We start from the raw sequence: 21,929 nt of genomic DNA, 5'->3' as shown, positions 1-21,929 counted from the left end.
CACGCCATGACCATCGCCTCGGCGGCCCTGCTGCTGTTCCTGATCCTCGACCCCCTCGGCAACGTGCCGGTATTCCTCAGCCTGCTGCGCGGCCTGCCGCCGCAGCGGCAGCGCATCGTGCTCGCGCGCGAACTGCTGATCGCCCTGGGCGTGCTGATGCTGTTCCTGTGGGGCGGCAAGTACGCGCTGGAACTGATGCACCTGCGCCAGGAGTCGGTCGCGATCGCCGGCGGCATCGTGCTGTTCCTGATCGGCATCCGCATGATCTTCCCGCCGCCGGAAGGCCTGATGGGCGAAATCCCCGATGGCGAGCCCTTCATCGTGCCGATGGCCATCCCGCTGGTGGCCGGCCCGTCCGGTATGGCCGCGGTGATGCTGATGGGCAGCAACGAGCCCGCGCGGCTGGGCGACTGGAGTCTGGCCCTGCTGATCGCCTGGGGTGCCACCTCCGCGATCCTGTTCTCGGCCACGCTTCTCTACAAGCTGTTGGGCTCGCGGGCCCTGACCGCCATCGAGCGCCTGATGGGCATGCTGCTGGTCGCCATCTCGGTGCAGATGCTCCTGGACGGCCTGGGGACCTACCTCCAGATCTCGCCGCCGTAACGGCCCCGACAAATATTTCGGCCCCGGCACCCTGCGACCCCCGGTTTGACAGGGTGTGGCGGTTTTTGACGGTCGTCACGTCTCTGTCACACCGCGCACCTAGCCTGTTAAACTGCTGTTAACCGGCGGGCTCCGGCCCGGCGCCCCAGGGGGCGGTATTCAGAACTTCTCGCGGAAGGTGCGACCGGGGTCGCGCCTCGCATCCGACTTTTGAACCCATGCATCGAGGCCATTCAATGACCCATCACAATCGCGTCCGGATGTCCAAGCTCACGCTTGGTCTGCTTGCCGCCCTTGCCACCGCGCCGGTATTCGCGCAGGCCACGTCCGCCGGCGTCGGCGGCCTGGTGACCCGCACCGACGGCCAGCCCGTCGTCGGCGCCGAAGTGACGATCACCCACGTCGAGTCGGGCACGGTCAGCCGCGCCACCACCGACGCCAGCGGCCGTTACGCCGCGCGCGGTCTGCGCGTCGGCGGTCCCTACACGGTGACCATCAACAAGCCGGGCGAAGGCACCAAGACCGAAGACAACGTCTTCCTCGACCTGAACAAGGTCAACACCATCAATGCCGCCCTGACCGGCGACCTGACCACGCTGGAGACCGTCACGGCGGTCGCCGCCGGCGGCTCGGATGTCTTCAGCGCGACCAAGATGGGCGCGGGCACGAGCATCAGCCGCCAGGTCATCGAGGCGCTGCCCTCGGTCAACGGCAACATCCAGGACTACATGCGCCTCGACCCGCGCCTGACGGTCACCGACCGTGCGTCGGGCTCGATCTCGGCCGGCGGCCAGAACCCGCGCTTCAACAAGATCACCATCGACGGCGTCTCGGCCAGCGACACCTTCGGCCTGGAAGGCAACAACATGCCGACCCAGCGCCAGCCGGTGTCGATGGACGCGATCGAAGCCATCGACGTCAACGTGGCCAACTACGACGTGTCGTTCTCCGGTGCCGCCGGCGCCAACGTCAACGCCGTCACCAAGTCCGGTACCAACGAGTTCCACGGCTCGATCTACGGCAGCTACCGCGACGGCGACTGGTTCGGCGACTACCCGGCCCGCGTGGCGGGCAGCACGCTGGACGTCACCGGCCTGCCGTTCGACGAGTTCACCGACGAGACCACCTACGGCATGACCTTCGGTGGCCCGGTGATCAAGGACAAGCTGTTCTTCTTCGCCAACTACGAGAAGTTCAAGCAGACCGACATCGGCCCGGCCGGCAAGAGCCAGGGCACCAACCCGCTGGCCACCGTGGGCTCCGACTTCAACGCCGCCGACGTGGCCGCCGTGCAGGACATCGCGCGCGACGTGTGGGGCTTCGACCCGGGTTCGACGACCGGCACCGGCGACACCGAGCTGGAAGAGTACGCAGTCAAGTTCGACTGGAACATCAACGACGCCCACCGCGCCAACTTCCGCTACAGCAAGCTGGAGCAGAACCGCGTCCGTCCGGAAGCCTCGACCGCCAGCGTGCTGGCCCTGAGCTCCAACTGGTACAACCACGTCAAGACCGTCGAAAGCTACGTCGGCCAGCTCTTCAGCGACTGGACCGACACCTTCTCGACCGAGTTCAAGGTGTCGTACCGCGACTACTCGGCGATCCGCGTCAGCCCGACCACCGCGCCGAGCATCTCGGTGTTCTTCGACGACGGCAACGCCTCCACCGCCATCAACACCGGCGACGCCATCCGCCTGGGCACCGAGCGCAGCTCGCCGGGCAACACGCTGCTGACCGAGACCTGGAACTACTTCCTGGCCGGCACCTGGTCGCTGGGCGACCACGACATCAAGGCCGGTGGCGAGTACAGCGAGAACGAGATCTACAACTTCTTCCTGCAGGATTCGTGGGGCAACTACAGCTTCTACGTTCCGAAGGTCGGCGGTGTCTCGGACTACGGCAACCTGATCCGCAAGCAGTACTTCGACTACGATCTGCAGACCAACCCGACCGATCCGGACGCGATCGCGGCCCGCTACAAGGACAAGCGCCTGGGCCTGTTCGTGCAGGACACCTGGTACGCCACGCAGAACCTGACGCTGAACTTCGGCATCCGTGCCGACCGCGCGGAAGCCACGCCGACCCCGCCGTTCAACGCCTGCTTCGCCTCGCCGCGCGTGGGTAACAACACCGGCCCGACCAGCTGCCCGAACGGTGGTTTCGGTCTGGACAACACCACCACCTACACCGACGACTTCCTGATCCAGCCGCGCTTCGGCTTCAACTACAGCTTCGACTGGGAGCGTCCGGCCCAGCTGCGCGGTGGCATCGGTCTGTTCCAGGGTGACGCGCCGAACGTGTGGGTGGGCAACGCCTACAGCAGCACCGGCATGAACTACATCGCCTACGGTACGCCGGGCACCTGGTCGGCCACCAACACGCAGGTCATCAACTGCACGGGCCCCGCCACCAACCCGACCACCGGCTTCAACCCGGCCACCGGGCTGTGCAACAACGGCGTGCAGTTCAGCGGCGACGGCTTCAACCAGCCGATCCCGGCAACGGGCGCGGGCGTGCGCAACGTCAACCTGATCTCCGAAGACTTCGAGCTGCCGTCGGTGTGGAAGGCCAACGTTGCCCTCGACGTCGAGACCCCGTGGAACGGCATCGTCGCGTCGGCCGAACTGCTGCTGACCGACGTCAAGAACGGCCTGTTCTACCGCAGCCTCAACGTCGGCCCGGGCTTCCTGGGTCCGGACGGCCGCGTGCTGTACTGGAACCCGAACTCGGTCAACCGCAACGCGACCGCGCGCTTCGGCAACAACAGCTACTTCGGCGACGTCTACGCGCTGGAGAACACCGGCAAGGGCAAGGGCCAGCAGTTCACGGTGTCGCTGACCCAGCCGTTCGTGGAAGGCAGCGACTGGTCGTGGAGCCTGGCGTACACCTACACCAACGCCGAGGAAGTGTCCGCGCTGACCAGCTCGACGGCGGGTTCGGGCTACGGCTCGCAGCTGGGCTTCAACATCAACGAGCCGACCAGCTCGACGGCCCGCTACGAGATCCGCGACCGCATCACCGGTGCGCTGAACTGGGACCACAAGTTCTTCGGTGACTACGCCACGCACGTGGGCCTGTTCTACGAAGGCCGCAGCGGCCGTCCGTACAGCTACATCTTCAGCGGCGATTCCAACGGCGACGGTCGTACCTTCAACGACCTGTTCTACGTGCCGGCGGGCCCGGGCGACGTGCTGTTCGGCACGCTCAACGCCACGACGGGTGCGTTCACCGCCAACGCGCAGATGGAGCAGGACTTCTGGAAGTGGATGGGCACGCAGACTGACCTGCAGGCCTACCGTGGTCAGGTCGCTCCGGAGAACGGCTTCCGCGCCGGCTGGGTCAACACGTTCGACGTGCGCATCAGCCAGGAACTGCCGGGCTTCTTCGAAGGCCACAAGTCGCAGATCTGGTTCGACATCCAGAACATCGGCAACCTGCTGAACAAGGACTGGGGCCACGTGATCGACTACGGCTTCAACGCCAACAACGCGGTCGCCCAGGTGGTCGGTATCGATCGCGCCACCGGCAAGTACGTGTACACGTACCGCAGTGGCACCGAGTTCGGCCAGGCCACCGCGCTGGGCCTGCCGACCAATGCCGACGGCCAGACCAACGGCATCTCGCAGTGGTCGCTCTCGGTGGGTCTGCGTTACGAGTTCTGATCCATCGATCCACGCGATACAGGAGAACGGCCGGGGAAACCCGGCCGTTTTCTTTTTGTGGGGGAGGGGGCTAGAGTCGCATTGCCAAACAACGACGAAGACAGAAAGAGAGCTGGATGAGCAACGAAACCACCCTTCCCACCGTCAACGCCCGCATCTATCCCAAGGGCGGACTGGACGTGTTGTCGCACAACGAGGTCGCGCGCCTGCGCGACGTCTCCACCGGCATGCACGACCTGCTGCGGCGCTGCGCTCTGGCGGTGCTGACCAGTGGCAGCGCGTCGGACGACCCGCGCGCCGCGCGCGAGCTGTACCCCGACTTCGACATCGAAGTGCACCAGCAGGATCGCGGCATGCGCATCGACCTGCAGAACGCGCCGGCGATGGCGTTCGTCGATGGCGAAATCATCCGCGGCGTCGCCGAACTGCTGTTCGCCGTGGTGCGCGACCTTGCGTACACCGCGATGGACCTGGGTCCCGATACAGGCCGCGACCTGCAAAGCACCGACGGCATCACCGACGCGGTGTTCGGTCTGCTGCGCAACGCGCGCATCCTGCACCCGGCCGAGCCCAACCTGGTCGTGTGCTGGGGTGGCCACTCCATCTCGCGCGACGAATACGTCTACACCAAGCAGGTCGGATACGAACTGGGCCTGCGCGGGCTCGACATCTGCACCGGCTGCGGCCCGGGCGCGATGAAGGGACCGATGAAGGGCGCGACGATCGCGCATGCCAAGCAGCGCCGCTTCAAGACGCGCTACATCGGCATCACCGAGCCGGGCATCATCGCGGCCGAATCGCCGAACCCGATCGTCAACCACCTGGTGATCATGCCGGACATCGAAAAGCGCCTGGAGGCCTTCGTGCGTCTGGGTCACGGCATCATCGTGTTCCCGGGCGGCGTGGGTACGGCGGAGGAGATCCTCTATCTGCTGGGCATCCTGCTGCGCGAGGAGAACGCGCATCTGCCGTTCCCGCTGATCCTCACCGGCCCGACCGGTGCGGCGCCGTACTTCGAGCAGATCGACAAGTTCATCCGCCTCACGCTCGGCGAAGCGGCGACGCAGCGTTACGAGATCATCATCGGCGACCCGGACCAGGTGGCCAAGCGCATGTCCGTGGGCATCCGCAAGGTGCGCGAGCACCGCATCGCGCAGAAGGATTCGTTCTTCTTCAACTGGTCGGTGGACATCCCGCTGGCGTTCCAGCGTCCGTTCGTGCCCACGCACGAAGCGATGGCCGCGCTGGACCTGCACCACGGCCGCAAGCCGCATGAGCTGGCCGCGGACCTGCGCCGTGCGTTCTCGGGCATCGTCGCCGGCAACGTGAAGGAGGACGGCATGCGTCGCATCGAGGCGCACGGCCCGTTCGAGATCCACGGCGATCCGGACATGATGCAGTCGCTCGATGCGCTGTTGCGGGCGTTCGTGCGGCAGCGCCGCATGAAGATCGCGGGCGAGTACAAGCCCTGCTATCGCGTCGTGGCGTAACGCGTCCGGTTGCGTGCGGTGACGGCGGCAGGTCGCTGCCGTCCTGGCGGTGCCGCGAAAGCGGCCCGCCTCACCCGACGGGCAGGCGCACCGTGGCGATGAAACGCTTGCCTTCCTGCTGCGTCAGCACGCTGCCGCGCCCACCCGTCAGCGCTTCGATGCGCACCTGCGAAGCGTTCAGTCCGACCTGATGCCCCGGCCGGTTCTCGCCGCCGGAGGGCAGCGGATTGGTGATGCGCACGATCACCGTGTCGGCCGTGGTCGTCACGGCGATCTCGACATCGCCGCCTTCCGGCCGACGTTCGATGCCGTGGCGGATCGCGTTCTCCACCAGTGGCTGGATGGACAGCGCGGGCACGGTGACCGCGGGCAGTTGTCGTGGCAGCTTCCAGTCCACCGTCAGGCGGTCGCCGAAGCGCAGCGATTCGATTTCCAGATAGCGGCGGGCGAGGGCGAGCTCGTCTTCCAGCGAGATGTCGCGCGGTCCGGCCAGTGCGGCGCGGAACAGGTCCGCCAGATCGAGCAGCAGGCGTTCGACTTCTTCCGGCCGGCGATGCACCAGCGCCGCACCGGTGTTGAGTGTGTTGAACAGGAAATGCGGCCGGATGCGTGCCTGCAGCGCCAGCAGTTCGGACTGCTTGGCACGCACCGCGTGCAGGCGACCACGCCAGGCGTTCTCGAATGCCGCCAGCCCCAGCAGGCCCACCGACAGGACGATGCCTGTCAGTTGCAGGATCAGCGCCGGCCAACCATCCCGCGCCAACGCCCAGTCCGGGCCGAAGACCCACCACGCCATGCCTGTCACCAGCCACGTATTGAGCAGCAGCAGCACGAGCGCGACCCAGGCCAGCTGCTGCGGGCGAAGGTTCGACAGCCAGCGTCGCAGGGCGAACAGCAAACCCAGCGAAAGCAGTGACACCCACTGGATCACCAGCGAGGCCAGGCCGAAGTAGATCAGTCGACTGCCGCTCGCGCCGGGTGCCAGCGCCAGCACCACCGCGAGGCATTCGCCGGCCAGCACCACCCACACGATCGTGGGGGCCTGCCAGAGCGTATCCAGCGGCTGAGGTGCGTCGATCGCGCGCAAGGCGGAAGGTGTCGTCATGTGCGTAATGATGCCTGTCCCAGAACGGGTAGGGGCGGGACCGTTCATGCATTGATCCCGCCCACCCATCGGTCCCGGGTGGCGTCGACCCGGACCAACCCCTACCGTATCGCTGGGGACACTCTGGGGCGGGGACGCATGCTGCGCCTGCATGAATGCAACAAACAGGCCGCCAATCGCGGCTTTTCACTGGTCGAGCTGCTGGTCGTGCTGGTCGTGCTGGGCATTGTCATGGCCATCGCGGTGCCCAGCTTCACCAGCATGATCAACCGCAACAAGCTGAGCGCTTCCGCCAACGAGCTGGTGGCGGGCATGCAGATCGCGAAATCCGAGGCCGTGCGCCGGAACGGTCGCGTGGTCGTCTGCCCGAGTACGGACAACGCTTCGTGCTCCGGTAGCAACTGGGCGAACCTGATCATCTTCGCCGACAACGACGCCGACGGCTCGGTGGACAGTGGCGAGGAGCTGATCCGCGCCATCCAGGTCACGACCGGCGAGCTCACGGTCACCAGCAGCACCAACGTCGCCACCAACAACCGCATCGCGTTCAGCGCCGACGGCTTCGCCCGGGTGGGCAATGCCGGCGCGCGCACGGGCGCGATCGGTCTGTGCTCGACCAAGGTGCCGGCTGCCGAGAACACCCGCGACGTATCGGTGTCCGTGGGCCGTATCGGCGTGGCGTCGCGCAACGGCACCGCTTCGTGCACCGCGCCGGCGAACTGACATGAGGAAGCCCATGCACATCCAGCGCGTTCCGCGTTCCCCCGCCCGCCAGAAAGGCTCGAGCCTGCTCGAGGTCCTGATCGCGGTGCTGGTCATGGCCATCGGCATGCTGGGCATCGCGGCCCTGCAGGCGATCACGCTGAAGAACAGCAACAGCTCCGCCGGCCGCTCGCAGGCGGTGATCCACATCTACAGCGCCTACGACACGCTCCGCCTGGACCGCGCCAACGCGCTTGCCGGCAGGTACGACGTGCCGGGCTTCGTCTGCGCCGCACAGACCGCGGCGGAAGGCGACACCAACGACTACTCCGTCTTCAACGGCTGGCTGGCCGGCCTGCAGGGCGCGATGGGCGGCGACGCCTGCGGCCGCATCGACTGCGACCAGTCCACCAGCTCGTGCGTGGTGGGCGTCCAGTGGAACGACAGCCGCGCGGCCGGCGGTTCGGCCGAAGAGAAGTTCGAAATCAACAGCAGGCTCTGAGACATGACCTCCATGCGACGCAACAAGGCCATCCGGGGAGTCGTGGGCGCACGTGGCGCGCGCGGTTTCTCGCTCATCGAACTGATGATCTCGCTGATCCTCGGTCTGCTGGTGGTGGCGGCCGCGGGTGGACTGTTCCTGTCCAACCAGCGCATCTACGCCTCCACCGAAACGCTCAACCGCATCCAGGAAAACAGCCGCGTCTCGTTCGAGATCATGAGCCGCGACCTGCGTGAGGCCGGCGGCATTCCGTGCGGCGCCAGCGCCACCATCGTCAACCTGCTCACCAGCCGCAACACCGCGTGGTGGACGCAGTTCGACAACGGCATGCTGGGCTACGAAGGCAACGTGGCCGCACCCGGCACGACGACGGGCACCGCCGCCGCGCAGCGCGTGACAGGCACCGATGCCGTCGACGTCCAGCTGGCCAACGAGAACCAGGCCTCGGTCACGCAGCAGCTGTTGCCGGTCAATGCCATCACGATGGGCAGCGTCACGGGCTTCGCCGCCAACGACATCGTCGTGGCGTGCAACACCTCGCGCGCCTACATCTTCCAGATCAGCGGCATCAGCGGTAACGACCTGCAGCACGCGACCGGCGGAAGCGCGCCCGGCAACTGCGTGAGCTGGCTGGTGCCGGACGAACCGGCTGGCTGCACGACCACGCCCACCACCGGCAGCTGCCTGCTGGTGCCCACCGGCACGGCGCCCGACGTGAAGTGCGTGCCGTCCAGCGACGCGCCCGCACTGGTGGCGAAGGTGGTGACGGTGCGCTGGTACGTCGGCAACAACGCCCGCGGTGGTCGCTCGCTGTACCGCGTGCGGCTCACCAGCACCGACGCAACCGGTACTCCCTCGCAGCTCGAACAGCCGGTCGAAGTCGCCGAAGGCGTCAACAACATGCAGCTGCAGTACCGCTCCAATGGTTCGACAGCCTACGTCGACGCCGGCACCGGCGTGGCCAACTGGCGTCAGGTCAATGCGGTCCGGCTCACCCTGACCGTCGACGGCACCGCCGGCGGAATGACCGGCCGCAACATCCAGGGCACCGACGGCAACGTGCTGACGCGCCAGTTGACCCATGTCGTGGCCGTGCGCAACCGGGAGGGCGTGCTGTGAGGAACGCAGTCATGAGGAACATCCAGCCGCCCCGTCCCGCGCAGCAGCGCGGCGCCGCCCTGGTGGTGGTGCTGCTGCTCCTGCTGATCGTCACCCTGCTGGGCCTGGCGTCGATGCGCGGCACGATCCTGCAGGAACGCATGGCGGCCAACACCGTTACGCGCGCAATGGCCTTCCAGGCCGCCGAAGCCGGCCTGCGCGAAGCCGAGGGCGTCGCGTCGGGCAAGCCGGGGTTGCCGTCATCGGGCTGCTCCAATGGCGCCTGCGCACGCGCGGCCTCGGGCCAGGCCGCGGCCTGGGAAGCCGACGATTTCTGGGACACCGCCGGCGGCTGGCGTCTGGCCGCGGCGGCCACCAACGACATCCGCCCGCAGTTCGTCGTCGAAGACTTCGGCCGCGGCGTGTCGAGTTCCTGCACCAACAACCTGGACATGTCCGCTGACGAGTGCACCTCGCAGATGCAGGTCTACCGGATCACCGTGCACAGCCGCGCGTCCAACGGCGCCGAAGTGCTGTTGCAGTCACTGTACGAAGTTCAATAAGGAACGCGCAGATGACCCTCCACAAATCCATTCCGAACCGGATGGCCCCGCTGCGCGCGGCGCTGCTGGCATGCCTGGCGACGACGCTGGCCCTTCCGGTCCACGCCACGACCAGCTTCCCCGACTTCCCGCTGCAGACCGGCAGCGGCTCGGCGCCACCGAACATCCTGTTCATCCTCGACGACTCCGGCTCGATGGCATGGGACTTCATGCCCGGCGCGGTCGCTGCCGATGCGAACACGATCGCCGCCAAGACCAGTCCCGACCAGATCGGTCTGAAGACCTACATCCACAACTCGCTGTATTACGACCCGCGCACGGAGTACAAGCCGTGGATGCAGGCCGATGGCACGCGCTTCACCGCCGGTACCAGCCTGACCAGCGCGTACGCCAGCACCTCGCTGATCGACGCCCTCAGCGACGTCAGCAACGACGTGCACGAGTTCTACGTGCCCAAGGCGAACGTCACCGATTACACCAACTCGGCCAACTTCGACCGTTACACGATCGGCAAAATCAACGGCGTCCTGCACGTGTACAAGGGTGCCAGCACGCGCATCCTCAACGACAACAACCGCGACATCAGCGCCGGCAATAACCGCGATTTCTCCCTCAGCCTCGGCTCCGGCGTGCGCCAGCTGCAGGTCAACACGTCGGGCGGCAGCGGCAACGTCACGCTGTCCATCCTCAACAGCAGCGGCGTCACGCTGTGCACAAGCAACAGCTCCAACGGCAACACCGAGTCCTGCACGATCCTGGATCCGGCCCAGGGCAATTACACCGCGCGCCTGACCGCGCCCAGCGGCAGGAACAACGACGTCGGCAGAGTCGACACGGTGGCCTACACGGTGACCGGCGAGGACGCCACGCCGACGGGGCGCAGCCAGGCCGACGAACTCACCAACTACGCGATCTGGTATTCGTACCACCGCACCCGCTCCAAGACGGCCAAGGCCGGCGCGAGCGAGGCCTTCGCTTCGCTGGGTACGAAGTTCCGCGTGGGTTTCGACTCCATCTGGAACCGCAATGGCAGCACCTCGGTGTCCGGCGACCTGCCGGCCTATCAGATCCCGGTCGGCACGGATAACGGCCTGTTCAAGGGCGCCAACAAGTCCGACTGGTTCGGCTACCTGCAGCGCGCCAACGCCAATAGCGGCACGCCGCTGCACGGCGCGCTCAAGCGCGCGGGCGACTACTACGAGACCCAGACCGGTGCGTCCGGTCCGTGGGGTCCGGAAAGCACCGCCGCCAGCCAGCTCAGCTGCCGCCAGAGCTACGCCATCCTGACCACCGACGGCTACTGGAACGACGACGACGGCGGCTTCAGCAACGCGCCGGGCTCGACCGTGATCGGCAACACCGACAACACGGCGGGAACGAGGATCGTGGCAGCCAACGGCACGGACTCGTACACCTACGCCGCGACCACCCGTTTCAAGGACTCCGCGACCGACACGCTCGCCGACGTCGCGATGAATTACTGGAAGCGCGATCTGCGTACGGACCTGGCCAACAACGTGCCCACGTCCGACCAGAACCCGGGCTTCTGGCAGCACATGTCCACCTTCGGCATTTCCATCGGCCTGCAGGGCACCTTGAACCCGGCCAGCGACCTGCCGTTGATCGAGGCGGGCTCCAAGGCCTGGCCGAATCCCTGGAAAACCGCTACCAACACCAACAATTCCTGGGATAACGAGTCCAACCGCCGCATCGACGACCTGTGGCACGCAGCGGTCAACGGCCACGGCAGCTTCGTTGCGGCAACGAACCCGAAGGCGTTCTCCGACGCGCTGACGGCCACGCTGGCCTCGATCCAGCGCCGCCAGTCTTCGGGTTCGAACGTGTCCACCAACGGTGCCACGCTCAACGCCGGTTCCAAGCTGTTCCAGGCGACGTACTTCTCCGGTGAGTGGTCGGGCGACGTGCAGGCCTTCAGCCTGGTCGGCGGCACGATCGCATCGACCGAATCCTGGAGCGTCAAGACCTACGCGGCCGCCAATGCGACGGCGTTCACCAACCGCGGCGTCTACACCTTTGACGGTACCGCCGGCGCGACCTTCCCGACGTCCGACGCATCGTTGCCGCAGACGCAGGTGTCGCTGCTGGGACGCTCGACCGGTCTCGCACAGGTATCGGCTGCCAACAACGCCAGTTACATCAAGGGCAGCGCGGCACTCGAGAAGAGCAACGGCGGCAAGCTGCGCAACCGCGCCTCGCGCATCGGTGACATCGTCAACTCCTCGCCGTTCTACGTGAAGGCCACCGATACGCTGTTCATCGGCGCCAACGACGGCATGCTCCACAGCATCAACGCCGGCACCGGCGCGGTGCGGTTCTCGTACGTTCCGGCGGGCATCGACTTCGCGGCCCTGGCGAGCCTGAGCGATCCGGACTACTCCCACAAGTTCTTCGTGGACGGCGGCATCGACGTCACCACGCCGGAGCAGGGCAAGAACAAGAACATCCTGGCCGCTTCGCTGGGTCGCGGTGGACGCGGCGTGTTCGCCCTCGACGTCACCACCCCGGGCTCCTTCAGCGCGACCGACGTGCTGTGGGACAAGACCTTCTCCAGCTCCACCGCCACGGTGGCGGACGCGGACATGGGCTACGTGCTGGGTGCGCCGCTGGTGCGCCAGGGCAACAACAACAAGACGCTGGTCATCGTCGGTAACGGCGTCGACAGCGACAACGCCAGCTCGGTGCTCTTCATCTACGTGCTCAACGACAACGGCACGCTGAACAGCACCATCAAGATCAACACCGGGGCCACGGGCAGCAACGGCATGGCCGAAGCCCGCGCGGCCGACGTGAACAACGATGGCAAGGCCGACTACGTGTATGCCGGCGACCTGCAGGGCAACCTGTGGAAGTTCGATCTGAGCAGCACGGTCGCCAGCAACTGGGCGGTCGCCAACAGCGGCGTCCCAATGTTCGTGGCGAAGGACGCGTCAGACGTGCGCCAGCCGATCACCTCGGCGGTGGCACTGGCCCGTAACCCGCAGACCACGCAGATCTACGTGTCCTTCGGCACGGGCAAGTACATCACCAACGACGACGTGACCAACGCGACGCCGCAGACCCAGACGATGTACTCGATCATCGACAACAGCACGGTCGTGTCCGGTCGTTCGGACTTGGAGAAGCGCACGATCCCGTACACCGGCACGGATTCGAAGGGCCGCACGGCGCGTTCGTGGGAGGAGTTCTCGGAGCTGTCGACGGGCAAGAAGGGCTGGTACCTCGACCTGGGCCTGCCGACGCCTTACGCGAAGGGCGAACGCGTGGTGAGCGCGCCGTTCCTGCGCTCGCGCGCGCTGTGGTTCTCCACCATCATTCCGACGGCGGGCGAAGCCTGCGACATGGGCGGCAAGGGTTTCCTCAACGCCATCGACATGTTCACCGGCACCAATCCGCAGGCCAACGGAACGACGACCGGCTTCATCGACGTCAATGCCAACGGCCAGGGCGACGACAAGCTGGGCAATCCGACCCAGACCGACAACACCAACACGCACACCGGCGGCAATAACCAGTTCGTGGGCGGCGTCGACATCGGTGTCGGCATGGTCGGCCAGGGCGATGGCGTGGGCAGCAACGTCTACGCATGCGGCTCCAACGCCACCTGCGGCAAGGAAGCCGAGGTACCGACGCCAGGCGCGGCCAAACGCCTGAACTGGCGTGAACTCTTCAACCGGGATTGAGGACCAGACACATGTACGTGGCAAAGACGCGCGGCTTCACCCTGATCGAACTGCTGATCGTGATCATGATCATCGGTGTGCTGGCAGCGATCGCCTATCCCAGTTACCAGGGACACGTGATCAAGACCCGGCGCGCGGCGGCGGCCGCCTGCGCGCTGGAGGTGTCGCAGTTCATGGAGCGGTTCTACACGACGAACCTGCGTTACGTGGACGGCTCCGGCAATGCGCCGGCGCTGCCCAGCCTGCAGTGCAGGACGGACGTCGCGCAGTTCTATACGTTCCAGCTTTCGGGCACGACGGCCACCGCCTACACCGTGCAGGCGGTGCCGCAGGGCCAGCAGGCCGCACGCGACACCAAGTGCGCGACGATCTCGATCGACCAGGCGGGCGTGAAGAAGAGCAGCAACACCGGCACCAGCGTGGCGGAATGCTGGTAAACCCCCGCGCGTCCCGCGGGTGAGGTATCGACAAAGGCCGCGGTTATCCGCGGCCTTTGTCTTTCAGGAAATCGCAAGGATGAGATGGTGCTCGCCGGCGATGATGAGCCCCGTTTGCCCGGTGCGCGATCGCAAAAGAAAAAGGGCTGCGATCGCTCGCAGCCCTTTCAAATTCTGGCGCCCGAAGTTGGACTCGAACCAACGACCCCCTGATTAACAGTCAAGTGCTCTAACCGGCTGAGCTATTCGGGCGGGGACCGGCATTGTAATGCCTCCGGCGACAGGGTCAAGCGTGCCGGCGCGCTCAGGGCGTGTAGGGGCATGGCTCGGTGCGCGCCGTGCGCCGCGAGCGCGCGCGGCCGCCGTTGTTCACGACGACTTCGCCCAGCAGCAGCGCCGGATCGCGCGAGCACACGCGCAGCGTGAAGTTCGTGCCGTAGCTGAATCCGTCGGGGCGGAAGCGCACGTAATGGCGCCCCACGGTGCTGCGGGCGGCCAGCCCGTGCAGGTCCGGCGAAAATACGTCCAGGACGTCGCCTGGCGCCTGTGGCGCGCCCTTGCGGGCGCGGTCCAGAAAGACGATCCAGCCATCCTCCCACGCCAGATCCCGCCGGCACTGGCGGCCGTCCCGGCTGGGGCAGACCGCCACGGGGACCTGGCGGATCACCGACGTCAGCCGGGCGGTCGCCAGCGATGCGGTGGTGGCATGGAACACGGTGTCCAATCGCGCCGATTCCAACAGCCGGCTGAATGAGGGCATCGCCATCAGCGCAAGCACGGCGATGATCGCCAGCCCGACGCACAGTTCGACCAGGGTGAATCCGCTGCCGGGCGTTCGCATGGGGCCGCATCCGCGAAAGGGAGCGGCGAGTCTCGACCGATGCATCGCACCGTCCCATCGGCATGAGGCGGCGAGGCAGGGTAGGGAAATGCCGTCCGCGCCCCCATCTTCTGGGCGGTCTACACTGAAGGTTTACCCGGAGCCGTGCCGATGAACGACAGCGTCCATCCCGCTGGATTCCAGCTCGTCGCCCCCTACGAACCCGCCGGCGATCAGCCGCAGGCCATCGTGCGCCTGGTAGACGGCTTCGAGAGCGGGCTCGCATCGCAGACGGTGCTGGGCGTGACCGGTTCGGGCAAGACCTTCACCGTCGCCAACGTCGTCCAGCAGGTGCAGAAGCCGACGATCGTCATGGCGCCGAACAAGACGCTGGCCGCGCAGCTGTACGGCGAGTTCAAGGCGTTCTTCCCGCACAACGCGGTGGAGTACTTCGTCAGCTACTACGACTACTACCAGCCGGAAGCCTACGTTCCGTCGTCCGATACCTTCATCGAGAAGGACAGCTCGGTGAACGAGCACATCGAGCAGATGCGGCTGTCGGCGACCAAGGCGCTGCTGGAGCGTCGCGACGCGCTGATCGTCTGCACGGTGTCGGCCATCTACGGCCTGGGCGATCCGAACGAATACTTCCGCATGGTGCTGCACATGGTGCGCGGCGAACGCATCGACCAGCGCGAACTGATCCGCCGCCTCACCGAAATGCAGTACGACCGCAACGACACCGAACTGCGCCGCGCCACCTACCGTGTTCGCGGCGAGGTGGTGGACGTGCACCCGGCCGAAAGCGACGCCGAGGCGCTGCGCATCGAGCTGTTCGATGGCGAGATCGAGCGGCTCACGATCTTCGACCCGCTGACCGGTGAAACCCTGCGTCAGGTGCCGCGCTACACGATCTACCCGGGCTCGCATTACGTCACCACCCGCCGCACGGTGCTGGACGCCATCGAAACCATCAAGGAAGAGCTGCGCGAACGACTGGAACAGCTGTACGCGCAGAACAAGCTGGTGGAGGCGCAGCGCCTGGCGCAGCGCACCCAGTTCGACCTGGAGATGCTGGCCGAGGTCGGCTACTGCAACGGCATCGAAAATTACTCGCGCCACCTCACCGGTCACATGCCGGGCGAGCCGCCGCCGTGCCTGTTCGACTACCTGCCGCCGGACGCGCTGCTGGTCGTCGACGAATCGCACGTCACCGTTCCGCAGATCGGTGCGATGTACAAGGGCGACCGCTCGCGCAAGGAAACGCTGGTGGAGTTCGGCTTCCGCCTGCCGTCCGCGCTCGACAACCGTCCGCTGCGCTTCGAGGAATGGGAGGGGCGTTCGCCGCGCGCGATCTACGTCTCCGCGACACCGGGCCCGTACGAGCTGCGCAAGTCGGAAGACAACATCGTCGAACTGGTCGTGCGTCCGACCGGCCTGATCGATCCGGAGGTCGAGATCCGCCCCGTCGGCACCCAGGTCGACGACGTGCTGGGCGAGATCACCAAACGCGTCGCGATGGGCGATCGCGTGCTCATCACCACGCTCACCAAGCGCATGGCGGAGAACCTCACCGAATACCTCGGCGAGCATGGCGTGCGCGTGCGCTACCTGCATTCGGACGTGGACACGGTCGAGCGCGTGGAGATCATCCGCGACCTGCGCCTGGGCAAGTTCGACGTGCTGGTGGGCATCAACCTGCTGCGCGAAGGCCTGGACATGCCGGAGGTATCGCTGGTGGCGATCCTGGACGCGGACAAGGAAGGCTTCCTGCGTTCGGCCGGCTCGCTGATCCAGACCATCGGCCGCGCGGCGCGCAACGTGCGCGGCAAGGCGATCCTGTATGCGGACCGCATCACGAACTCGATGCAGAAGGCCATCGACGAGACCGATCGTCGTCGCCAGCGGCAGGTCGAACACAACACCGAGCACGGGATCGTTCCGCGATCGGTCGCCAAAGCCGTGGTGGACATCATGGAAGGCGCGCGTGCCGAGCCCGGCGAGACCGCCAAGGGGCGGGGCAAGGCGCGCAAGGTGGCCGACAACCTGGCCGAATACGCCAAGCTCAGCCCCTCCCAGTTCGCCGCGCGCATCAAGGCGCTGGAGCAGCAGATGTACCAGCACGCGCGCGATCTCGAGTTCGAGGAGGCCGCCGCCGTGCGCGACCAGCTGCGACAGCTCAAGGATGCCGGCTTCGCCGCCTGAGCCCGCGCGCCGGCGTCCGGAAGCGCGCGGACCTGTTGCCGCCGCCGCGGCGACGGGCTACACTGCGCGCCCCTCGTCGAGTGGTTTGCGACGACGGATTCCCGGATTTCCGGGCGGTTAGCTCAGCGGTAGAGCACTACCTTGACATGGTAGGGGTCACAGGTTCGAACCCTGTACCGCCCACCACTACAGTGGTCGGAACGGCGCGATCCCCGGATCGCGCCGTTCTGCTTTCCGGAGTACGGATTTCACGGCGGCGCCTGCTGGCGTTGACTTGGTTGCCGCCAGCCCCAACACTTCTGTTCGTGTTCCGGCGTCCGTCCGGGGACAGGATCGAGGTGGCCCGCGGCGAACCCGCCGGCCGAGCGTGCGACATGAGCACTACCACTTCCCATCGCTGAACGCCGACGCCGCCCCTCGACTGACGGCGCCGCGGCGCCGTTTTTCATTTCCGATCCCTCACATTCCGCCAGCCGCGCACTGCGCGCCCGCATCCGCACATGATCGCCATCACGCTCCCCGACGGCAGCCGCCGTGAATTCGAACAACCCGTGTCCGTCGGCGACGTCGCCGCCTCCATCGGCGCTGGCCTGGCCAAGGCCGCACTGGCCGGCAAGGTTGACGGCAAGCTCGTCGACACGGGCTTCCGCATCGACCACGACGCCTCGCTCGAGATCGTCACCGAGAAACACCCCGACGCGCTCGACGTGCTGCGCCACTCCACCGCGCACTTGCTGGCGCAGGCCGTGCAGCGCCTGTACCCCGGCGCGCAGGTCACCATCGGCCCGGTCATCGACAACGGCTTCTATTACGACTTCGCCTACGAGCGCCCGTTCACGCCGGAAGATCTTCCGGCGATCGAGGCCGAGATGCAGAAGATCGTGAAGGAAGCCCTGCCGGTGGCGCGCAGCGTGAAGTCGCGCGACGACGCGGTGGCTTTCTTCCGTGGCATGGGTGAGGCCTACAAGGCCGAGATCATCGAATCGATCCCGGCCAGCGAAGACCTCTCGCTCTACAGCCAGGGCGAGTTCACCGACCTGTGCCGCGGCCCGCACGTGCCGTCCACGGACAAGCTGCGCGCGTTCAAGTTGATGAAGGTGGCCGGCGCCTACTGGCGCGGCGACTCCAACAACCAGATGCTCAGCCGCATCTATGGCACGGCCTGGCTCAACGACAAGGACCTCAAGGCCTACCTGACGCAGCTGGAGGAGGCCGAGAAGCGCGACCATCGCAAGATCGCCAAGGCCCAGGACCTGTTCCACCTCCAGGAGGAAGGCCCGGGCCTGATCTTCTGGCATCCCAAGGGCTGGTCGATCTGGCAGGTCGTCGAGCAGTACATGCGCCGCGTGTACCGCGAAACGGGCTACGGCGAAGTGCGTTGCCCGCAGATCCTGGACGTGTCGCTGTGGCAGAAATCCGGCCACTGGGACAACTACAAGGACAACATGTTCTTCACCGAGTCCGAGAAGCGGACCTACGCGCTCAAGCCCATGAACTGCCCGGGCCACGTGCAGGTGTTCAACCAGGGCCTGCACAGCTACCGCGACCTGCCGATCCGCTACGGCGAGTTCGGCGCCTGCCACCGCAACGAGCCCTCCGGCGCGCTGCACGGCATCCTGCGCGTGCGCGGCTTCACGCAGGACGACGGCCACATCTTCTGCACCGAGGACCAGATCGAGTCCGAGGTCCGCGCCTTCCACGAGCAGGCGCTGAAGGTGTACGCCGACTTCGGCTTCTCCGACATCCAGATCAAGATCGCCCTGCGCCCGGATTCGCGCCTGGGCGACGACGCCACGTGGGACAAGGCCGAGAACGCCCTGCGCTCGGCCCTGAGCGCGGCCGGCGTGGAATGGCAGGAGCTGCCGGGCGAGGGCGCCTTCTACGGCCCGAAGATCGAGTACCACCTGCAGGACGCCATCGGCCGTACCTGGCAGCTGGGCACGATGCAGGTCGACTTCATGATGCCCGGCCGCCTCGGCGCCGAGTACGTGGACGAGCACAGCCAGCGCCGCCACCCGGTGATGCTGCATCGGGCCATCGTCGGCTCGATGGAGCGCTTCATCGGCATCCTGATCGAGCACCATGCCGGCCAGTTCCCGGCGTGGCTGGCGCCGATCCAGGCCGTCGTCATGAACATCACCGACGCCCAGGCCGACTATGTGGATGAAGTCCGGAAATCCCTTGCAAATCAAGGCTTCCGGGTCCATTCGGATTTGCGAAACGAGAAGATCGGCTATAAGATCCGCGAGCACACGCTGCAGCGCGTGCCCTACCTGCTGGTGATCGGTGATCGCGAGAAGGAAAACGGCATGGTCGCCGTGCGCACGCGGGGAGGAGAGGATCTGGGGACGATGTCCGTCGCCGATTTCGCCTCGCGTTTGCGCAGTGAGGGCGTACAGTAGCGCCTGCAGCCAGACTTGACCCCGGCCGCCCCGGCGGCCGGCACGTTCCACACCGGAGATTGCAACATCAGTACCCCCGAGAAGCCCAATCGGAAGAATCAGGAAATCCGCGTCCCCCGCGTGCGCGTGATCGGCAGCGATGGCGAAATGATCGGCGTGCTTACGCGCGACGAAGCCCTGCGCATGGCCGAGGACGAGGACCTCGACCTCGTCGAAATCCAGCCCAATGCGGACCCGCCGGTCTGCAAGATCATGGATTTCGGCAAGTTCCGCTTCGAGATGCAGAAGAAGGCCAACGAGGCCAAGAAGAAGCAGAAGCAGGTCGAGATCAAGGAACTCAAGTTCCGTCCCGTGACCGACGAAGGCGACTACCAGATCAAGCTGCGCAACATGCGCCGCTTCCTGGAGGAAGGCGACAAGGTCAAGGTGAACATCCGCTTCCGTGGCCGCGAGATGAGCCACCAGGAGCTGGGCCGCGAGATGGCGGCCCGCATCGAGGCCGACCTGGGCGAGGACATCGTCATCGAGTCCCGGCCGCGCCTGGAAGGCCGTCAGATGGTCATGATGATCGCGCCGAAGAAGAAGTAAGCGCCGCGACCCGCCGTAGCGCGGGTCCGGGCCAGGAAAGGCGCCGCGAGGCGCCTTTCGCCGTCAGGGGGCAGGCCCGTGGCCGAACCTCCTGATTTTCAAAGAAAAGATTTGCAAGCCCGGCTCCGAGCCCGCATAATGTGCGGCCCGGTTCGCCGGGTTTGTTGTTTGCAGTACTACGGACCTGTTGTTGTCCCTTGAGGATCAACGACTTACAAGCCGGCAGGGCAGGACGGAAAGAGTGGCTATGCCACCGCCCAGGCCAGTGACCAACCATCCGAAAGGACATCGCAATGCCCAAGATCAAGACCAATCGGGCGGCGGCCAAGCGCTTCCGGAAGACCGCTTCCGGCAAGTACAAGTGCGGCCACGCCAACAAGAGCCACATCCTCACCAAGAAGGCGACCAAGCGGAAGCGCAACCTGCGGCAGACGAACCATGTTCGTGCCGAGGACGCAGGCCGTCTGGACCGCATGCTTCCGTATTTGTGAGGAGACTGAAAAATGGCACGAGTTAAGCGTGGTGTTACGGCGCGTCGCCGTCACAAGAAAATCCTGAAGCAGGCCAAGGGCTACTATCACGCCCGCCGCAAGGTCTTCCGCGTCGCCAAGCAGGCGGTCACGAAGGCCCTGCAGTACGCCTACATCGGTCGTAAGCAGAAGAAGCGTCAGTTCCGTTCGCTGTGGATCACCCGCATCAACGCGGCTGCCCGCATCAACGGCCTGAGCTACAGCCGTTTCATCAACGGCCTGATGAAGGCCGGCATCACCCTCGACCGCAAGGTGCTGGCGGACATCGCCGTGCACGATGCGCAGGGTTTTGCGGCGCTGGCAGAGAAGGCGAAGAGCGCGCTCGCGGCGTAAGTTGCTCGCCTGGCCAGGCTGCCCCGGTCCATCGGTGGCGCGGGCACAGGCACAACGCAATAGACGCATGGGGAAGGGCGCAAGTCCTTCCCCATGTTTCGTTTTGGGGCTTGGTTTTCTGGTTCGTCGCTCCCGATGCGCGGGCGCGACGCAAAGGCCGGAGGTTCGTGGATGAGTGGAATCGAATCACTGACGCAGCAGGCACTGGGCGAGATCGCCGCGGCCGAATCGCCTGATGCGATCGAAGCCCTGCGCGTCGCGCTGCTGGGCAAGAACGGCAGCGTCACCGCACAGCTCAAGCAGCTGGGAACGCTGCCGCCGGATCAGCGCAAGGTCGCCGGCGAAGCCATCAACAAGGCACGCGACGAACTCACTGCCGCGCTTTCGCAACGTCGCACCGTGCTGGACGATGCGGCGCTGAATGCACGCCTGGCCTCGGAAAGCATCGATGTCACGCTGCCCGGTGTCGACGCCGGTCGCGGTGGCCTGCACCCGGTCAGCCGCACGATGGAACGCATCGCCGACATCTTCGGTCGCCTCGGTTTCGAACTGAGCAACGGGCCGGAAATCGAGGACGACTGGCACAACTTCGAGGCGCTGAACTTCCCGCCGCACCATCCGGCGCGCGCCATGCACGACACGTTCTACTTCGGCGACGGCCGCCTGCTGCGCACGCACACCTCCGGCGTGCAGGTGCGCTACATGCAGGAACACCAGCCGCCGCTGCGCATGATCGCGCTGGGCAAGGTGTACCGCAGCGACAGCGACCAGACGCACACGCCGATGTTCCACCAGTGCGAAGGCCTGCTCGTGGACGAGCACGCCAGCTTCGCCGACCTCAAGGGCACGCTGGCCGAGTTCGTGCGCGCGTTCTTCGAGCGCGATTTCGAGATGCGCTTCCGTCCCAGCTACTTCCCCTTCACCGAGCCGTCGGCGGAAGTGGACATCGCCTGGCAGCAGCCGGACGGTTCCACGCGCTGGCTGGAAGTGCTCGGGTGCGGCATGGTCCACCCGAACGTGCTGCGCAACGTCGGCATCGATCCGGAGAAGTACACCGGCTATGCCTTTGGCCTGGGCGTGGAACGCTTCGCGATGTTGCGCTACGGCGTGGACGACCTGCGCAGCTTCTTCGACAACGACGTGCGTTTCCTCAAGCAGTTCGCCTGACCTGTCGCGTTGCGGGATAGA

17 protein-coding genes and 2 tRNA genes are annotated in these 21,929 nt (G+C 66.1%); 16 read left to right on the top strand and 3 right to left on the bottom strand.

Annotated elements, in window-relative coordinates; all coding sequences use genetic code 11:
- Window positions 1–6: 6 nt before the first annotated feature.
- The 3 genes from QLQ15_RS17980 (at window position 7) to ppnN (ending at window position 5,755) form a co-directional block, all read left to right on the top strand.
- Window positions 7–603 (top strand): YhgN family NAAT transporter, encoded by a 597-nt coding sequence (locus QLQ15_RS17980; protein ID WP_283214271.1) that lies wholly within the window; start codon window positions 7–9, stop codon window positions 601–603.
- 260 nt (window positions 604–863) lie between these two features.
- Window positions 864–4,265, top strand: coding sequence for a TonB-dependent receptor (locus QLQ15_RS17975; protein WP_283214270.1), 3,402 nt, complete (start codon window positions 864–866; stop codon window positions 4,263–4,265).
- Window positions 4,266–4,381: 116 nt separating this feature from the next.
- Window positions 4,382–5,755 carry a nucleotide 5'-monophosphate nucleosidase PpnN gene (ppnN, locus tag QLQ15_RS17970; protein WP_283214269.1) on the top strand — a complete coding sequence of 458 codons (1,374 nt, stop codon included), beginning with the start codon at window positions 4,382–4,384 and terminating at the stop codon, window positions 5,753–5,755.
- A gap of 70 nt (window positions 5,756–5,825) precedes the next feature.
- On the opposite strand, the gene QLQ15_RS17965 is transcribed toward ppnN, so the two are convergent.
- Window positions 5,826–6,860 carry a sensor histidine kinase gene (locus tag QLQ15_RS17965; RefSeq protein WP_283214268.1) on the bottom strand — a complete coding sequence of 345 codons (1,035 nt, stop codon included), beginning with the start codon at window positions 6,858–6,860 and terminating at the stop codon, window positions 5,826–5,828.
- 138 nt (window positions 6,861–6,998) lie between these two features.
- On the opposite strand from QLQ15_RS17965, the gene QLQ15_RS17960 reads away from it, so the two are divergent.
- The 6 genes from QLQ15_RS17960 to QLQ15_RS17935 are packed head-to-tail and all read left to right on the top strand — an operon-like array spanning window position 6,999 to window position 13,863.
- Window positions 6,999–7,583, top strand: coding sequence for a GspH/FimT family pseudopilin (locus tag QLQ15_RS17960; RefSeq protein WP_283214267.1), 585 nt, complete (start codon window positions 6,999–7,001; stop codon window positions 7,581–7,583).
- A 1-nt stretch (window position 7,584) separates the two neighbouring features.
- Window positions 7,585–8,064, top strand: coding sequence for a prepilin-type N-terminal cleavage/methylation domain-containing protein (locus QLQ15_RS17955; RefSeq protein ID WP_283214266.1), 480 nt, complete (start codon window positions 7,585–7,587; stop codon window positions 8,062–8,064).
- A gap of 3 nt (window positions 8,065–8,067) precedes the next feature.
- Window positions 8,068–9,183 carry a PilW family protein gene (locus tag QLQ15_RS17950; RefSeq protein WP_283214265.1) on the top strand — a complete coding sequence of 372 codons (1,116 nt, stop codon included), beginning with the start codon at window positions 8,068–8,070 and terminating at the stop codon, window positions 9,181–9,183.
- Between the two features lie 11 nt (window positions 9,184–9,194).
- Window positions 9,195–9,725, top strand: a complete 531-nt coding sequence (locus QLQ15_RS17945; RefSeq protein ID WP_283214264.1) for a pilus assembly PilX family protein — start codon at window positions 9,195–9,197, stop codon at window positions 9,723–9,725.
- A gap of 11 nt (window positions 9,726–9,736) precedes the next feature.
- Window positions 9,737–13,426 carry a pilus assembly protein gene (locus QLQ15_RS17940; RefSeq protein WP_283214263.1) on the top strand — a complete coding sequence of 1,230 codons (3,690 nt, stop codon included), beginning with the start codon at window positions 9,737–9,739 and terminating at the stop codon, window positions 13,424–13,426.
- 11 nt (window positions 13,427–13,437) lie between these two features.
- A complete protein-coding gene (locus tag QLQ15_RS17935) occupies window positions 13,438–13,863 on the top strand; it encodes a type IV pilin protein (RefSeq protein ID WP_283214262.1) in 426 nt (141 codons plus the stop codon).
- Window positions 13,864–14,038: 175 nt separating this feature from the next.
- Here QLQ15_RS17935 and QLQ15_RS17930 read toward each other — a convergent pair.
- Both QLQ15_RS17930 and QLQ15_RS17925 read right to left on the bottom strand, forming a co-directional pair.
- A tRNA-Asn gene (locus QLQ15_RS17930) sits at window positions 14,039–14,115 on the bottom strand.
- Between the two features lie 52 nt (window positions 14,116–14,167).
- A complete protein-coding gene (locus QLQ15_RS17925; RefSeq protein ID WP_283214261.1) occupies window positions 14,168–14,704 on the bottom strand; it encodes a GspH/FimT family pseudopilin in 537 nt (178 codons plus the stop codon).
- A 150-nt stretch (window positions 14,705–14,854) separates the two neighbouring features.
- Here QLQ15_RS17925 and uvrB point away from each other — a divergent pair, with 150 nt between their 5' ends.
- The 7 genes from uvrB to pheS all read left to right on the top strand — a co-directional run bounded on the left by uvrB (window position 14,855) and on the right by pheS (window position 21,908).
- On the top strand, window positions 14,855–16,888 hold the full coding sequence (uvrB, locus tag QLQ15_RS17920) for an excinuclease ABC subunit UvrB (protein ID WP_283214260.1): 2,034 nt from the start codon (window positions 14,855–14,857) through the stop codon (window positions 16,886–16,888).
- 111 nt (window positions 16,889–16,999) lie between these two features.
- Window positions 17,000–17,074: transfer RNA gene (locus tag QLQ15_RS17915), tRNA-Val, on the top strand.
- A 314-nt stretch (window positions 17,075–17,388) separates the two neighbouring features.
- Window positions 17,389–19,290, top strand: coding sequence for a threonine--tRNA ligase (gene thrS, locus QLQ15_RS17910; RefSeq protein ID WP_283214259.1), 1,902 nt, complete (start codon window positions 17,389–17,391; stop codon window positions 19,288–19,290).
- A gap of 66 nt (window positions 19,291–19,356) precedes the next feature.
- Window positions 19,357–19,878, top strand: coding sequence for a translation initiation factor IF-3 (gene infC, locus QLQ15_RS17905; RefSeq protein WP_283214328.1), 522 nt, complete (start codon window positions 19,357–19,359; stop codon window positions 19,876–19,878).
- A 293-nt stretch (window positions 19,879–20,171) separates the two neighbouring features.
- Window positions 20,172–20,369 (top strand): 50S ribosomal protein L35, encoded by a 198-nt coding sequence (gene rpmI / locus QLQ15_RS17900; RefSeq protein ID WP_027083463.1) that lies wholly within the window; start codon window positions 20,172–20,174, stop codon window positions 20,367–20,369.
- A gap of 12 nt (window positions 20,370–20,381) precedes the next feature.
- A complete protein-coding gene (gene rplT / locus QLQ15_RS17895; RefSeq protein ID WP_283214258.1) occupies window positions 20,382–20,741 on the top strand; it encodes a 50S ribosomal protein L20 in 360 nt (119 codons plus the stop codon).
- A gap of 171 nt (window positions 20,742–20,912) precedes the next feature.
- Complete coding sequence (gene pheS / locus QLQ15_RS17890; protein WP_283214257.1) at window positions 20,913–21,908, top strand: phenylalanine--tRNA ligase subunit alpha; 996 nt, start codon at window positions 20,913–20,915, stop codon at window positions 21,906–21,908.
- Window positions 21,909–21,929: the final 21 nt, after the last annotated feature.

The sequence above is a fragment of the Lysobacter stagni genome, from assembly GCF_030053425.1.
Taxonomy (GTDB): domain Bacteria; phylum Pseudomonadota; class Gammaproteobacteria; order Xanthomonadales; family Xanthomonadaceae; genus Lysobacter_J; species Lysobacter_J stagni.
Note: the sequence above shows the minus strand (reverse complement) of the source record. Positions and strands in the feature narration are given on the sequence as shown.

Coding starts and splice junctions, on each gene's coding strand:
- rplT (WP_283214258.1), top strand. CDS start 20,382: ATGGCACGAGTTAAGCGTGGTGTTACGGCGCGTCGCCGTCACAAGAAA.
- rpmI (WP_027083463.1), top strand. CDS start 20,172: ATGCCCAAGATCAAGACCAATCGGGCGGCGGCCAAGCGCTTCCGGAAG.
- QLQ15_RS17975 (WP_283214270.1), top strand. CDS start 864: ATGTCCAAGCTCACGCTTGGTCTGCTTGCCGCCCTTGCCACCGCGCCG.
- QLQ15_RS17945 (WP_283214264.1), top strand. CDS start 9,195: ATGAGGAACATCCAGCCGCCCCGTCCCGCGCAGCAGCGCGGCGCCGCC.
- thrS (WP_283214259.1), top strand. CDS start 17,389: ATGATCGCCATCACGCTCCCCGACGGCAGCCGCCGTGAATTCGAACAA.
- QLQ15_RS17925 (WP_283214261.1), bottom strand. CDS start 14,704: ATGCGAACGCCCGGCAGCGGATTCACCCTGGTCGAACTGTGCGTCGGG.
- uvrB (WP_283214260.1), top strand. CDS start 14,855: ATGAACGACAGCGTCCATCCCGCTGGATTCCAGCTCGTCGCCCCCTAC.
- QLQ15_RS17960 (WP_283214267.1), top strand. CDS start 6,999: ATGCTGCGCCTGCATGAATGCAACAAACAGGCCGCCAATCGCGGCTTT.
- QLQ15_RS17940 (WP_283214263.1), top strand. CDS start 9,737: ATGACCCTCCACAAATCCATTCCGAACCGGATGGCCCCGCTGCGCGCG.
- ppnN (WP_283214269.1), top strand. CDS start 4,382: ATGAGCAACGAAACCACCCTTCCCACCGTCAACGCCCGCATCTATCCC.
- QLQ15_RS17935 (WP_283214262.1), top strand. CDS start 13,438: ATGTACGTGGCAAAGACGCGCGGCTTCACCCTGATCGAACTGCTGATC.
- QLQ15_RS17950 (WP_283214265.1), top strand. CDS start 8,068: ATGACCTCCATGCGACGCAACAAGGCCATCCGGGGAGTCGTGGGCGCA.
- QLQ15_RS17980 (WP_283214271.1), top strand. CDS start 7: ATGACCATCGCCTCGGCGGCCCTGCTGCTGTTCCTGATCCTCGACCCC.
- pheS (WP_283214257.1), top strand. CDS start 20,913: ATGAGTGGAATCGAATCACTGACGCAGCAGGCACTGGGCGAGATCGCC.
- QLQ15_RS17965 (WP_283214268.1), bottom strand. CDS start 6,860: ATGACGACACCTTCCGCCTTGCGCGCGATCGACGCACCTCAGCCGCTG.
- QLQ15_RS17955 (WP_283214266.1), top strand. CDS start 7,585: ATGAGGAAGCCCATGCACATCCAGCGCGTTCCGCGTTCCCCCGCCCGC.